Source organism: Streptomyces sp. NPDC043812, from assembly GCF_056436245.1.
In genome coordinates this window covers 156,632-169,748 of sequence record NZ_JBWKCY010000005.1, presented here as the reverse complement: position 1 = coordinate 169,748, position 13,117 = coordinate 156,632, and the positions used below count along the sequence as shown (strand labels likewise).

General features: G+C 70.9%; 12 protein-coding genes. 1 reads left to right on the top strand and 11 read right to left on the bottom strand.

Going from position 1 to position 13,117, the window contains the following annotated elements; translation table 11 throughout:
* Positions 1–345: 345 nt before the first annotated feature.
* Genes AC067Z_RS09900 through AC067Z_RS09880 form a run of 5 tightly spaced genes read right to left on the bottom strand, consistent with a single transcriptional unit; the run spans position 346 to position 6,088 of the window.
* A complete protein-coding gene (locus AC067Z_RS09900; RefSeq protein WP_478788976.1) occupies positions 346–1,377 on the bottom strand; it encodes an ABC transporter permease in 1,032 nt (343 codons plus the stop codon).
* Positions 1,374–2,897 (bottom strand): sugar ABC transporter ATP-binding protein, encoded by a 1,524-nt coding sequence (locus AC067Z_RS09895; protein ID WP_478788975.1) that lies wholly within the window; start codon positions 2,895–2,897, stop codon positions 1,374–1,376. Before AC067Z_RS09895 ends, AC067Z_RS09900 begins: the two co-directional genes overlap by 4 nt.
* A 2-nt stretch (positions 2,898–2,899) precedes the next feature.
* Complete coding sequence (locus tag AC067Z_RS09890; protein ID WP_478788974.1) at positions 2,900–3,937, bottom strand: sugar ABC transporter substrate-binding protein; 1,038 nt, start codon at positions 3,935–3,937, stop codon at positions 2,900–2,902.
* Between the two features lie 58 nt (positions 3,938–3,995).
* On the bottom strand, positions 3,996–4,772 hold the full coding sequence (locus tag AC067Z_RS09885) for an SDR family NAD(P)-dependent oxidoreductase (protein ID WP_478788973.1): 777 nt from the start codon (positions 4,770–4,772) through the stop codon (positions 3,996–3,998).
* On the bottom strand, positions 4,769–6,088 hold the full coding sequence (locus AC067Z_RS09880; protein WP_478788972.1) for an enolase C-terminal domain-like protein: 1,320 nt from the start codon (positions 6,086–6,088) through the stop codon (positions 4,769–4,771). Before AC067Z_RS09880 ends, AC067Z_RS09885 begins: the two co-directional genes overlap by 4 nt.
* Positions 6,089–6,343: 255 nt before the next feature.
* On the opposite strand from AC067Z_RS09880, the gene AC067Z_RS09875 reads away from it, so the two are divergent.
* Positions 6,344–7,375 carry a PAC2 family protein gene (locus AC067Z_RS09875; protein WP_478788971.1) on the top strand — a complete coding sequence of 344 codons (1,032 nt, stop codon included), beginning with the start codon at positions 6,344–6,346 and terminating at the stop codon, positions 7,373–7,375.
* A 69-nt stretch (positions 7,376–7,444) separates the two neighbouring features.
* Here the strand turns inward: AC067Z_RS09875 and AC067Z_RS09870 are convergent, their stop codons facing one another.
* The 6 genes from AC067Z_RS09870 to AC067Z_RS09845 all read right to left on the bottom strand — a co-directional run bounded on the left by AC067Z_RS09870 (position 7,445) and on the right by AC067Z_RS09845 (position 12,853).
* Positions 7,445–8,404, bottom strand: a complete 960-nt coding sequence (locus AC067Z_RS09870; protein ID WP_478788970.1) for an SMP-30/gluconolactonase/LRE family protein — start codon at positions 8,402–8,404, stop codon at positions 7,445–7,447.
* A gap of 177 nt (positions 8,405–8,581) precedes the next feature.
* Positions 8,582–9,811, bottom strand: a complete 1,230-nt coding sequence (gene mshC / locus AC067Z_RS09865) for a cysteine--1-D-myo-inosityl 2-amino-2-deoxy-alpha-D-glucopyranoside ligase (RefSeq protein WP_478788969.1) — start codon at positions 9,809–9,811, stop codon at positions 8,582–8,584.
* 104 nt (positions 9,812–9,915) lie between these two features.
* Entirely contained in the window at positions 9,916–10,743 is an 828-nt protein-coding gene (locus tag AC067Z_RS09860; protein WP_478788968.1) for an SCO1664 family protein, read from the bottom strand.
* Positions 10,707–11,297 carry a DUF3090 domain-containing protein gene (locus AC067Z_RS09855; protein ID WP_478788967.1) on the bottom strand — a complete coding sequence of 197 codons (591 nt, stop codon included), beginning with the start codon at positions 11,295–11,297 and terminating at the stop codon, positions 10,707–10,709. The genes AC067Z_RS09860 and AC067Z_RS09855 overlap by 37 nt, the downstream gene beginning before the upstream one ends.
* Positions 11,298–11,390: 93 nt before the next feature.
* Positions 11,391–12,095, bottom strand: a complete 705-nt coding sequence (locus AC067Z_RS09850) for a histidine phosphatase family protein (protein ID WP_478788966.1) — start codon at positions 12,093–12,095, stop codon at positions 11,391–11,393.
* 185 nt (positions 12,096–12,280) lie between these two features.
* Positions 12,281–12,853 carry a hypothetical protein gene (locus AC067Z_RS09845; protein WP_478788965.1) on the bottom strand — a complete coding sequence of 191 codons (573 nt, stop codon included), beginning with the start codon at positions 12,851–12,853 and terminating at the stop codon, positions 12,281–12,283.
* Positions 12,854–13,117 lie beyond the last annotated feature (264 nt).

Below are 13,117 nucleotides of genomic sequence, written 5' to 3'. Positions count from 1 at the left end.
GGAGCGATTCCCCTCCCCGCCCTCCCCCTACGGCCTGACGGCCGTGGGTACCCCTGGAGCGAGTCTGGGGGCACCCCCACCCCGGAACCGGGGCAAGCCCCGCGCCCCGTACCCCGCTTCGCGCAGTGGCCTCACCCCCCTACGCCCTGCGGGCGTGCCCCCGGACCGGCTGGATTTCGCACAGAGAATCCAGCCCCGCTCGGGGCAGGTTGAGGCCCTGGGGGTTCCCCACGGGACGGGTCCGCGACGGATCCCGCTCCCACCTTGTAGGGGCAGGTCCGGGGCGGAGCCCCCGCCTCCCACCCCGTAGGGCAGGCTCGGGACAGATCCCCCGCTCCCGCCCCCTCAGTCCTGCTTCTCCCCGCTCGCGAAGCGCGAGATCACCAGGGCCACGATGATGATCGCTCCGTTCAGGAACTGGTTCCACAGCGCCGGCACGCCGCCCAGCGTCATCACATTCACCACGAGCTGCAGCGTCAGTACACCGGTCAGCGCCCCGAACAGCGTTCCCCTGCCGCCCTTCAGGCTGATGCCGCCGATCACCGCCGCCGCGAAGACCTGGAAGATCCAGCCGTTGCCCTGGGTCGCCGCGACCGATCCGTAGTGCCCGGTGTACAGAACGCCCGCGAACGCCGCCAGCAGCCCCCCGATCGCCAGGACGATCCAGGTGATGCGGTCCACGCGGATGCCCGCCGCGCGGGCCGCCTCCGGGTTGCCGCCGATCGCGTACAGCGCGCGGCCGTGGCGCAGATACGCCAGCGCCGCGCCGCCCAGTGCGAACAGGGCGAGGCAGATCCACACCGCCGCGGGGGCGCCGAACCAGTCCGTCTTGCCGAGGTAGCGGAAGGACTCCGGCACGTCGGTGATCGACTTGCCCTCGGTGATGCCGATGTGGAGGCCCCGCAGCATCGTCAGCATGCCGAGCGTCGCGATGAAGCCGTTGACGCGCAGCTTCAGCATCAGGAAGCCGTTGGCCGCTCCGATCGCCATGCCGACCAGGAGACAGGTGGGGATGGCCATCCACACCGGCAGCAGTCCGAGCCCGGCGAACCGGCCGCCCTCCGTCGGCAGGACCAGCCACATGGCGATCACCGGCGCGATGCCGATGGTCGACTCCAGCGACAGGTCCATCCGGCCGCAGATGAGGATCAGCGCCTGTCCGAGGACGAGCAGGCTCAGTTCGGAGGACTGCTGGACGACACTGATGAGGTTGTTGGAGGTGAGGAAGACCGGCGAGACGATGAAGCCGATCACCATCAGCACGAGGATCACCGGCACCAGCGAGAAGTCGCTCCACCGGATGAGCCTGAGCCGCTCGCGCGGTCCCGCCGCGGCCCCGAGGTCGTCGGCCGTCAGCGGCCGTATGGTCCCGGTCATTTCTCCGCTCCCTGTTCTCCCACACCTTCCATGGCCGCGACCAGTTCCCCGTCGGTCCAGCCGCTGCCGAAGGCCGCGACCACCCGCCCGTGGAACAGCGCGAGCACCCGGTCGCACACCCGCAGATCGTCCAGCTCGTCCGAGATGATCACCGCGGCCCTGCCCTCACCGGCCACCTTCCGCACGACTCCGAGGAGGGAGTCCTTGGACTTCACGTCCACGCCCGCGGTCGGCCGGACCGCCACCAGTGCGCTGGGGTTGCGCGCCAGCGCGCGAGCGACGACGACCTTCTGCTGGTTGCCGCCGGACAGGCCCGAGACGGGCTGCGCGGGCCCCTGGGTCTTGATGTCGAGCGAGGTGATCATGGACTGGGCGAACTCCCTTGTACGCGAGGGCAGGACGGTCCCGTACGGGCCGAGCTGGTCGGTGACCGTGAGCGTGGCGTTCTCGGCGACACTGCGGTCCGGTACCAGGCCCTGGATGTGCCGGTCCTCGGGGATGTAGCCGATGCCGGCGTCCAGCGCGTGCGGCACGCTGCCGGGCTTCACCGCCATGCCGCGCACGGTCACCCGTCCCGCGGTCGCCCTGCGCATCCCGGCCAGCGTCTCGCCCAGCGCGGTGTTGCCGCTTGCCGCGGCACCGGCGATCCCGAGGACCTCGCCCGCCCGTACCTCGATGTCCAGCGGCTCGAACTCCCCCTCCAGGGCGAGCCCTTCGGTCCGCAGCACGGTCTCGGCCGCGCGGAGTTCACCCACGGGGGCGTGCCAGGCCGAGGCGCTGCTCGTGGCGTCGCCGGTCATCGCGGAGACCAGCTCGTGCTTCGGCAGTCCGGCGACGGGCGCGGTGATCACGTGGCGGGCGTCGCGGTAGACGGTGACCGTGGTGCACAGCTCGTACACCTCCTGCAGATGGTGCGAGATGAAGAGGAAGGCCACCCCCTGTTCCTGCAGTTCGCGCAGCTTGTCGAACAGCCGCTGGATGCCGCGGGCGTCCAGCTGGGCGGTCGGCTCGTCGAGGATGATCAGCCGGGCACCGAACGACAAGGCGCGCGCGATCTCGACGAACTGGCGCTGTTCGACGTCGAGATCCTTCGCCCGGGCGTTGGGGTCGACGCTCACCCCGTAGGCGGCGAGCAGTTCCGCGGCCCGCCGGCGCAGCCGCCGCCAGCCGATGAAGCGGCGGCCTTCCTCGAAGCGGCCCAGGAACAGGTTCTCGGCGACGGTCAGATCGGGGACGACCATCGACTTCTGGTAGACGCAGGCGACCTTGGACTGCCAGGCCGCTGTGTCGCCGAAGGCGGGCGCGGGTTCGCCGTTGAAGGTGACCGTTCCCGCGTCCGGCCGGTGCAGGCCGGTGAGCACGCTGACGAGGGTCGACTTGCCCGCGCCGTTGCGGCCGACGAGGGCGTGCGACTCGCCGGGCGCGACGGTGAGGCGGGCGCCGTCGAGCGCGAGGGTGGGCCCGAAGCGTTTGACGATGCCCTGTGCCTGGACTGCTGCCGCGGGGGCATGGTGCGCCATGGCTAGTTCTTCTTCTCCAGCTGGTTGGCCCACAGCTTGGGGTCGTCGACGTTCTCCTTGGTCACGAGCGGCGCGGGGAGCTGGTCCTCGTAGCCGTTCGGGATCTTGATGATCGTGGAGTCGTGGTCGGTCGGGCCTTCCTCGGGGGTCTTCCCCTGGAGTGCCCGGTCGGCCCAGTACAGCGCGTACTTGGCATAGAGGTCGGCGGGCTGGGAGACGGTGGCGTCGATCTTTCCGGCGCGGATCGCGTCCAGTTCCTCGGGGATGCCGTCGTTGGAGATGATCGTGATGTGGCCGGGCTCGCCGGGCGCCTTGAGCAGCTTCTTCTGTTCGAGGAGGGCGAGGGTGGGCTGGAGGAAGACACCGCCCGCCTGCATGTAGATGCCGTTGATGTCAGGGTGGGCGGCCAGCGTGGACTGGAGCTTGGCGGAGGCGACGTCGCCCTTCCACTCGGTGGCGAGCTCGAAGACCTTGATCCCGGGATAGTTCTCGTCCATGCAGGACTTGAATGCCTCGGAGCGGTCGCGTCCGTTGATGGAGGCCAGGTCGCCCTGGAATTCGACGACCTTGCCCTTGCCCTTGAGCTGCTCGCCCAGGTACTTGCATGCCTTCTCGCCGTACGCGCGGTTGTCGGCGCGTACGACCATGTAGACATTGCCCTTGTCGGGACGGGTGTCGACGGAGACGACGGGGATCTCCTTCTCCTCCAGCGTGCCCAGGGTCTCGGCTATCGCACCGGTGTCCTGGGGGGCCATGACGACCGCCTTGGCGCCCTGGTCGGTGAAGACCTGCACGTTGGAGACGAGCTTGCCGATGTCGTTCTGGGAGTTGGTCAGGGACAGCGCGTCGACGTCGCCGGCCTTGACGCCCTTCTCTATGTAGGTCTGGTAGGAGTTCCAGAAGTCGCTGTCGCTGCGCGGCAGATCGATGCCCACCTTGCCGGCGCCGGACTCGCTGTCCGTGCCGCGGTTGCAGCCCGCGAGGGCTGTGACGGCCAGAAGTACGGCGCAGGCCGCGGCACTTGTCGTACGCACTCTCATTGTCCCGTCCTTCGTGACGTCGGTGGTGGGGCGAGGGGGTGGGGCCGTGCGGTGGTGCTCAGGGGGCGGGGCGCAGTCTCAGGCCCTGCATGCCGCCGTCGACGGCGAGCGCGGTGCCGGTGATGGCGGCGGCGGCCGGGCTCGCGAGGTAGGCGATGGCGGCGGCGACCTCGTCGGCCGTCACCAGCCGGCCGGTGGGCTGACGGGCCTCCAGGGCTGCGCGCTCGGCCGCGGGGTCCGCGGCGCTGTTGAGCAGGCGGCCGATCCACGGGGTGTCGGCGGTGCCCGGATTGACGCAGTTGACGCGGATTCCTTCGCGGACGTGGTCGGCGGCCATGGCGAGGGTCAGGGAGAGCACGGCGCCCTTGCTGGCGCTGTAGAGGGCGCGCTGCGGCAGTCCTGCGGTGGCGGCGATGGAGCACGTGTGGGTGATCGAGACACAGCCGGGGCGCTCGGCCGCAGCGGCACGCAGATGCGGCAGCGCATGGCGGGCGACGCGGACCATGCCGGTCACGTTGATGTCCAGGACGCGGTGCCATTCATCGTCCGGGTTGTCGGTGACGGTTCCGATCGCGCCGACGCCGGCGTTGGACACGACGGTGTGCAGCCCTCCGAACTCGCCGGCGGCCGCGTCGACGGCCGTGCGGACGGCGTCGTCGTCGGTGACGTCGGCCTTGAGCGCGAGGACGCCCGCGGGAACTCCCGCACTCTCCCGGTCCAGTACGGCGACACGCGCTCCCCGCTGCCGCAGCAGGGCTGCGACGGCGGCGCCGATGCCGGACGCTCCCCCGGTGACCAGGGCGCCGATCCCGGCGAAGTCCTGTGCGGCACTCATGAGTTGACCTCCAGGCACCTGCGGCGGGCCCCCCAGACGGGACCGTGCGGATAACGGTGGGCGGCGAGGGACGCCGGCTTCATGCGGGCGGAGAAGCCCGGGGCACGGGGTGCGGTGTACCGTCCGTCGGCGATCACGGCCGGGTCCACGAAGTGCTCGTGGAGGTGGTCCACGTATTCGATGACACGGTCCTCCCAGCTGCCGGAGACGGCGACGAAGTCGAACATGGCCAGATGCTGGACCAGTTCGCACAGCCCTACCCCACCCGCATGCGGGCAGACGGGGACGTCGAACTTGGCGGCGAGCAGAAGAATGGCGAGGTTCTCGTTGACCCCGGCGACCCGCGCGGCGTCGATCTGCACGAAGTCGACCGCCCCGGCCTGCAGCAGTTGTTTGAACACGACACGGTTGGCTGCGTGTTCGCCGGTGGCGACCTTGACCGGCTGTCCGGCCCGTACGGCGGCATGGCCCAGTATGTCGTCGGGGCTGGTCGGTTCCTCGATCCAGTGCGGCTCGTACGGCGCGAGCGCGGTCATCCAGCGGACCGCGTCGGCCACGTCCCAGCGCTGGTTGGCGTCGACGGCGATGCGTACCGAGGGTCCGACCGCGGCCCTGGCGAGCTTCATCCGCCGGACGTCGTCGTCGATGTCACCGCCGACCTTCAGCTTGATCTGCCCGAACCCGTCGGCAACGGCCTCCTTGGCGAGCCGCACCAGCTTCTCGTCGGTGTAGCCGAGCCAGCCCGGCGACGTGGTGTACGCGGGGTAACCGCGTTCGCGCAGGAGCGAGGCGCGCTCGGCGCGGCCCGGCTCCGCGGCGCGCAGGATGGCGAGTGCCTCGTCGGGGGTGAGGACGTCTGTCAGATAGCGGAAGTCGACGAGCGCGACGAGTTCCTCGGGGGTCATGGAGGACAGGAACTCCCAGACGGGCAGGCTGGCCCGGGTGGCGGCGAGGTCCCAGGCCGCGTTGACGACCGCGCCGGCCGCCATGTGCATCACGCCCTTCTCCGGGCCGAGCCAGCGCAGTTGGGAGTCGTGCGTGAGGTCGGTGTGCAGTGCGGCGAGTGCGGCCGGAGTGACGGGCGCGGGGCGCCCGATCACATAGGGCCGCAATGCTTCGATCGCAGCGGCGACGACATCGTTTCCCCGTCCTATGGTGAAGCAGAATCCGTGGCCCTCGCCGCCGTCGTCCAGACGCAGCACGACATAGGCGGCGGAGTAGTCGGGGTCCGGGTTCATGGCGTCGGATCCGTCGAGCTGTTCCGAGGTGGGGAAGCGGATGTCGTGGACCTCGAACTCCGTGACGGTCTGACTCATGCACGCACCCCCGGTGAGACGGACATCGGACCTCTCGTGGACATCCGATGTATAGCGCCGCTCACGCGCCACCGTCCAGGGTCAGGACAGAAATTCCGCGCACAGCTCGGATGAATCGTCGTCACGGACCCCCGAAGGACCAGCTCGCCGGTGGCACCGCGAACTTCACCCGGCCGTGCAAGGGGGCTGCGGCGGGGCACCCGGAAAGCCGTAAGGTTGAGGCCGTACTGAAGAGAACTTCGGAAGGAGGCCTGGGTGATCGAGCTCGAGGGGGTACCCGAGCTGATCGACCCGGTCATGGTGGCCGCGTTCGAGGGCTGGAACGACGCCGGCGATGCTGCCTCCACCGCGGTCGCGCATCTCGACCGGGAATGGAAGGGCGAGGTGTTCGCGGCGCTCGACGCCGAGGACTACTACGACTTCCAGGTCAACCGGCCCACGGTGTGGCTGGACGGCGGTGTACGGAAGATCACCTGGCCCACCACCCGGCTCTCGGTCGTCCGCGTCGGCGGCGACAAGCCGCGCGACCTGGTTCTGGTCCGGGGCATCGAGCCGTCCATGCGCTGGCGTTCGTTCTGCAACGAGATCCTGGGGTTCGCGCACGAACTGGGCGTCGAGATGGTGGTGATCCTGGGCGCACTGCTCGGCGACACCCCGCACACTCGGCCCGTGCCGGTCAGCGGCATCACCTCCGACCCGGAGCTGGCGCGGACGATGGATCTGGAGGAGACCCGCTACGAGGGGCCGACGGGCATCGTCGGCATCCTCCAGGAGGCGTGCACACACGCCGGGGTCCCGGCGGTGAGCCTGTGGGCCGCGGTCCCGCACTACGTCTCCCAGCCGCCCAACCCGAAGGCCACGCTGGCGCTGCTCAACCGTCTCGAGGACCTGATCGAGCTGCGGATCCCGCTGGGCGAGCTGCCCGAGGACGCGCGTGCATGGCAGCTGGGCGTGGACCAACTGGCCGCCGAGGACAGCGAAGTGGCCGAGTACGTCCAGACGCTGGAGGAGGCGCGGGACACGGCGGAGCTGCCCGAGGCGTCGGGCGAGGCCATCGCCCGTGAGTTCGAGCGGTATCTGCGGCGTCGCGACGGCGGCCCCGGCGGACATGCGACGGACGGCGGCGAGGGCAGCACCTATCTGCGGGACACCTCCAGCGGCCGGACCCGGCCGCCGATGCCGCCCCGCACGGAGTCCGAGCCGGATTCGCCTGCGGAGCCCGGAGCCGGACCCGAGACGCGCGGTGACGAGGAGGACGACGGTTCCGAGGACTCGTCCGAGGACTGAGCAGTACGGGAGCGGGGTGGTGCCGGCCGGCACCACCCCGCTCCCGCGTTCGGCCGCCGGCCGTCCCGGTCACACCCGGTCGACGGCGACCGCGTCGTACTCGGTGTCCGGCGTCGGCGGTACGTCGAAGCGGGCGTTGGGCAGGTAGATCCGGTCGCCCCAGGCCGCGGCCGTCGTCGGGATGCGGAAGCGTGGGTCGGTGACGCGGGCGATCGGCACGCCTTGGGTGCACGCGCCGTTCAACCGCACCACGTCGACCTGGTTCAGCTGCTGCTGGACGATGTACAGATGACGGCCGAGGAGCAGCAGACCGTCACCGTTGGGGACGACGAGGTCGCCGAGATCGACCCGGCGGGCGGTGCCGTCGCGCGGCTCGACCCGCATCAGCGATCCACCCTCGACCACCGTGTTCACCACCAGCAGCGCGCTGCCGTCCGGTGTGCGGGCGATGCCGTTGGCCGTGAAATCGGTGCCCTGCTCCCACTCGCCGCCCAGCGGCAGGGTGGCCACCTCGCGCCCGGGCTCCCCCTGGCGGTCCAACTCCAGCCGGTAGAGCTGAGGGTGGAAGGAGTCCGTGAACCATGCGGCGCCGGGCGTCAGCACCACGTCGTTCACCATCGAGCCCGTCGCACCGACCGTGAAGTTCCGCACGAGGTCGCCGGAGCGCACATCGGCGACGCGGATCTCCCGGCTGAAGCCGCCGGAGAGGAAAAGCCGCCGCTCCTGCCGGTCGATCTTCAGGCCGATCACGGAGCGGTCCGCGCCCAGTCCCCTGACGGCGACCCGGCCGCGACCGGTGGCCAGGCTCGCCCGGTACACATCGCCGTTGGCGATCGAGCCGAACCAGGCGTACGGGCTGCGGCCGATGGCGATGCCCTCGGGCTGGAACCCGTTCGGCAGGGGGAAGCGCGTCGGCCACGTCCCGCCGGGGGCGGCTCGGGCCGCACCGGCCATCGGCCCGACGAGCCCGGCCGCGCCGACGGCGGCGGCCGCGCCGAGAACCTCTCTGCGTGCGAAGGAACGTTCCACGGTGCGTCCTTCCGGCAACTGGTGGACTGGACGGCTGCCCTCTGGAGGCGAAGGCCTCCCTACGGCGCTTGTGCCGTCAGCTCATCACATGCCGGGGGGGACCCGTCGGTGGAACGTCCAAGCGGAGTGGCAGGCTCCTGCCCCGGGGCGTGCACGCCCCGGGGCCGCCCTCGGTCCTTACAGCGCCACACCCAGCAGCGCGTCGACCGCGCGGGACACGAGCCCCGGCGCGCCCTCGTCCGTGCCGCCGGCGGACTCCTGCGAGGCGGCCCAGCGGTCCACCGCGACGAGCGCGGCGGGGGCGTCGAGGTCGTCGGCGAGCGCCTCGCGGATCTCCTCGACCAGCGCGTCCGCGGACGGTCCGTCGGGCCGGGAGACGGCCGCGCGCCAGCGGGCGAGACGCTCCACGGCCTCCTGAAGCACCGCGTCGGTCCACTCCCAGTCGGCGCGGTAGTGGTGCGAGAGCAGGGCGAGCCGGATGGCCGCGGGGTCGACACCGTTGCGGCGGAGCGTGGAGACGAAGACGAGATTGCCCTTGGACTTGGACATCTTCTCGCCGTCCAGGGCGACCATGCCCGCGTGGACATAGGCCTTCGCGAACGGGTACTCGCCGGTCAGCGCCTGCGCGTGCGAGGCACCCATCTCGTGGTGCGGGAAGACGAGGTCGGAGCCGCCGCCCTGCACGTCGAAGCCCATGCCGAGGTGGTCGAGGGCGATGGCCACGCACTCGATGTGCCAGCCGGGCCGGCCGGGGCCGAGGCTCGCGCCGTCCCAACGGGGCTCGCCCTCGCGGGCGGCCATCCACAGCATCGGGTCGAGGGGGTTCTTCTTGCCGGGGCGCTCGGGGTCGCCGCCGCGCTCCGCGGACAGCAGCCGCATGGCCTCGGCGTCGAGCCGGGACACCTCGCCGAAGTGCGGGTCGGCCTCCACGGAGAAGTAGACGTCGCCTTCGAGTTCGTAGGCGGCGCCGGCGTCCCGCAGCCGCTCGACGAGCGGGACGATGCCCGGTATCGCCTCCACAGCACCGATGTAGTGCTGCGGCGGGAGCATGCGCAGGGCGGTCATGTCCTCGCGGAACAGGGCGGTTTCGCGCTCGGCGAGCTCGGTCCAGTCATGCCCGTCGCGGATCGCGCGCTCGAGCAGCGGATCGTCCACGTCCGTCACGTTCTGGACGTAGTGAACCTGCCGCTTGGTGTCGAGCCACACGCGCTGCACGAGGTCGAACGCGTTGTAGGTCGCCGCGTGACCCAGGTGGGTCGCGTCGTACGGCGTGATGCCGCAGACGTAGATACGGGCGACGGGACCGGGGTCGAGGGTCACAGGACCACCGGTCGCGGTGTCGTGGATCGTGAGGTCGCGGCCCTTGCCAGGCAGGGCGGGGACCTCGGAAGCGGGCCAGGCATGCATGCATTGAGCCTAACCGGACGCATGTTCCGCATACGAACCGGATCACTGCTCTTGGCCGATCGGGCGTTCTTGCGATCGGCGGCGCGATGTGCCTGGCCCGGGCGCTACACGGGAGGCCAGGGAATCGCAGGCCATTCCCCGGACGGGGCGGGATGGGTGCCGGACCCGAGAAGCGCCGCGACCCGGGCGCGGACGGCGGCGACCTCGGCCGGGGTGAGCAATTCGGCCAGTCGGGTGGCGAGCGGGGATCCGTCGGCGAGTTCCGTGGCCACGGACCCCAGCGTCTCGGCGGCTTCCGCGGGCAACGGCTCCCCCGCCCACCCCCACAGCAGGGTGCGCAGTTTGTCCTCGGTGTTGAAGGTGACCCCGTGGTCGATGGCGTACAGCTCGCCGTCGGCCGTCGGCAGCAGATGCCCGCCCTTGCGGTCCGCGTTGTTGATCACCGCGTCGAGCACGGCCAGCCGGCGCAGCCGTGCGTCGTCGGCGTGCACCAGCAGCGCCGTGCGCCCTTCCCCGACGTCCGCGAAGCCCACGGCCTTCCAGCCGTCGCCGGGCTCCTCGTCCTCGACGAGCGCCAGCAGCGACGCCTCCGGGTCGGCCTCGATCCACAGCTGCACCATGCCCTGGCCGTACGGGCCGTCCCGCAGCACGGTCGGCGGCACGAGACCCCAGCCGGTCGCCTCCGAGAGCTCGTACGCCGCCACCTCGCGCTGGGCGAGTGTGCCGTCGGGGAAGTCCCACAGCGGGCGCTCGCCCGCGATGGGCTTGTACACGCAGTGGGCCTCCTCGCCCTCGTACGCGACGGAGCAGTAGAGCACGGCGTTCGACGCCTCGCGGACCCGTCCGCGTACGGTCAGCTCGCCCTTCGCCAGCAGCGTCAGCACATCGGTGGTGCTCACGCGCCCCTTCGGTATCCGTTCTGGCGAGGGCATACGTGTCCTTCCGGATCGAGCGGCAGACTGCACAGCGGGCACGGCGGCCGGCCGGCGTTCACCACATCCAGCGCTCGCTTGGCGAAGGCCCTCGCCTGGACACCGGTCAGCCGGACACGCAGCATCGGCGGGCCGTTCTCCTCGTCCTGCAGCAGCCGTTCCTCGGCCTCCGCGAGGTCTTCCTCGGACTCCGCGTCGAGTTCGACGAGCGCCTGCGCCTCGACGATCATGCGCTGTTCCTCGCCGTCCCAGGCCAGCGCCATCGTGCCGACACGGAACTCCTCCTCGACCGGGTTGTCGAGCGGCGCGGTGTCGGTGACGTCCGCGGGGACCATGGCCGGGACGGGCGCATTGCCCCCGGTGCGGCGGACCACCTCGTCCAGCAGCTCGTCGATCCGCTCGGCGAGCGCGGCAACCTGAGTCTTCTCCAGAGCGACGCTGGTGACGCGCCCTGCGGCGGAAGCCTGCAGGAAGAACGTACGGCGTCCAGGCAACCCGACCGTGCCGGCAACGAAACGCTCCGGCGGGTCGTAGAGGAACACCTGACGGGACACGTTCTGTCTCCCTTGGGATCGGTCTTCGAATCGGGGCTTCAGGTTTTCACGGGACTTCGGTTTTCGGCCCGTCCACCCTACTGCGCGGATCGATCACGGTGCGCCCGCGCCGCCCCCCACGACGGCCCGGCCCTTCTCCTCGGTGCGCGCCTCGTCCCCTCCGCCGCGGGGCACGAGCGGGCCGAAGTCGCCGGTGTCGCCCAGCCGCAGCAGGAACGGGCGTGTCCGGGTGTAGCGGATCGCGGTCACGGAACACGGCTCGACGTGGATGCGCTGGAAGAGGTCGAGGTGCATGCCGAGGGCATCGGCCACCAGGGACTTGATGATGTCCCCGTGCGAGCACATCGCGTACACGGCGCTCTCCCCGTGCGCCTCCTCGATCCGGGCGTTCCAGTCGCGGACGGCGTCGACCGCGCGGGCCTGCATGGCGCGCATCGACTCGCCGCCGGGAAAGGCTGCCGCGGACGGATGCTGCTGGACGACCTCCATCAGCGGCTCGTCGGCGAGTTCCGCGAGCTTGCGGCCCGACCAGTCGCCGTATCGGCACTCGCCGATCCGCTCGTCGGTGTCCAGGACCAGCCCGGGCCGTGCGTCGAGCAGTGGCTGCACGGTCTCCCGACAGCGCTCCAGCGGGCTGGAGACCACAGCGGCGAGCGGTACTCCGTCGAGCCGGGCCGGCAGTGCGGCCGCCTGCGCGGCGCCGCGGTCGTCGAGGTGCACACCGGGCATCCACCCGGCGAGCACCCCGGCGGTGTTGGCGGTGGAACGTCCGTGGCGTACGAGGATCAGCGTGGCCATGGGGGCCAGCCTACGGAAAGGGGCTGTCGGGCGGGGCGGGAGCGTGCCCGCGGCGCGGGCAGGCAAGGATGCGCGCAGCGATCGTGGATGTGCCGTTCGCGTCGTGGTCCGGCATCGGCGTGACGAAACCCCCTGCCGACGTCGCAGTCGGCAAGGGGCTCCTGCCTGCCCTCGCGGCGGCTCGCTCAGCGGTTGTTGGGGGGCGCTGCGGGACCGGAGGCAGCGGCAGAGGCAGAGGCAGAGGCGGCGGCTGAACCGCCGCCGGAGGCAGCCGCAGCGGAGGACGCGGCGGCTGCGGAACCGCCGCCGGAGGCAGCGGCAGAGGCAGAGGCAGCCGCGGCGGCCGAGCCCGGGGCGATGATCCCGTTGACGGGTTCGACAACCGCGTCGTCCTGGGTGGCGGGCACACTGTCCTCGTCGTCCTTGGTGCCCTTGACGTCCTTGGTGCCCTTGGCGGCGGGCGACTTGTCCTTGTCGGCCAGGACTTCGGGGCCGGAAACCCCTCCCTTGCCCTTCTTCTTGCCGTCGGCCGCAGGCCTCGCCTCACCGTTCGAGACGGTCACGGCACCTTCGCTCCCGGAGTTGCTGACCGCAGAGCAGCCGTTCTGGTGCAGGACGATGACGTCGCCCTGAGCGAAGGTGCAGTTGCTGCCGGTGACCACGACTTCACGGTCGTCGGCCGCGGCAACCGAAGCCGAGAGTCCGACGATGGCAGTGGCTGCGAGTATCACGGCGGCGAGCCTGGGTGTCTTGCGCATTACGTTCTCCATGTTCTGTTCCTGCTCCACGGCAGGAACGAAGGCTGTGTTCCGCCACCGAGTCTTTGCACAGGGCCGGTCATGCGCGCGCCGGGAGATCCATCCGGATGACCGCCTCGGACGGCCGCGGTACTGCTTCACTGTGCCGCGGGGAGACGTGGGTCGAGCGCGGTGAGGAACTCGGCCACCGCCTGATTCAACGACGGGCGACCGGACATGATCGTCCCCAGAGGGGCGAGAATGTGACGCGGATGTCCGCATTCT

Coding starts and splice junctions, on each gene's coding strand:
- AC067Z_RS09900 (WP_478788976.1), bottom strand. CDS start 1,377: ATGACCGGGACCATACGGCCGCTGACGGCCGACGACCTCGGGGCCGCG.
- AC067Z_RS09895 (WP_478788975.1), bottom strand. CDS start 2,897: ATGGCGCACCATGCCCCCGCGGCAGCAGTCCAGGCACAGGGCATCGTC.
- AC067Z_RS09890 (WP_478788974.1), bottom strand. CDS start 3,937: ATGAGAGTGCGTACGACAAGTGCCGCGGCCTGCGCCGTACTTCTGGCC.
- AC067Z_RS09885 (WP_478788973.1), bottom strand. CDS start 4,772: ATGAGTGCCGCACAGGACTTCGCCGGGATCGGCGCCCTGGTCACCGGG.
- AC067Z_RS09880 (WP_478788972.1), bottom strand. CDS start 6,088: ATGAGTCAGACCGTCACGGAGTTCGAGGTCCACGACATCCGCTTCCCC.
- mshC (WP_478788969.1), bottom strand. CDS start 9,811: ATGCATGCCTGGCCCGCTTCCGAGGTCCCCGCCCTGCCTGGCAAGGGC.
- AC067Z_RS09860 (WP_478788968.1), bottom strand. CDS start 10,743: ATGCCCTCGCCAGAACGGATACCGAAGGGGCGCGTGAGCACCACCGAT.
- AC067Z_RS09850 (WP_478788966.1), bottom strand. CDS start 12,095: ATGGCCACGCTGATCCTCGTACGCCACGGACGTTCCACCGCCAACACC.
- AC067Z_RS09845 (WP_478788965.1), bottom strand. CDS start 12,853: ATGCGCAAGACACCCAGGCTCGCCGCCGTGATACTCGCAGCCACTGCC.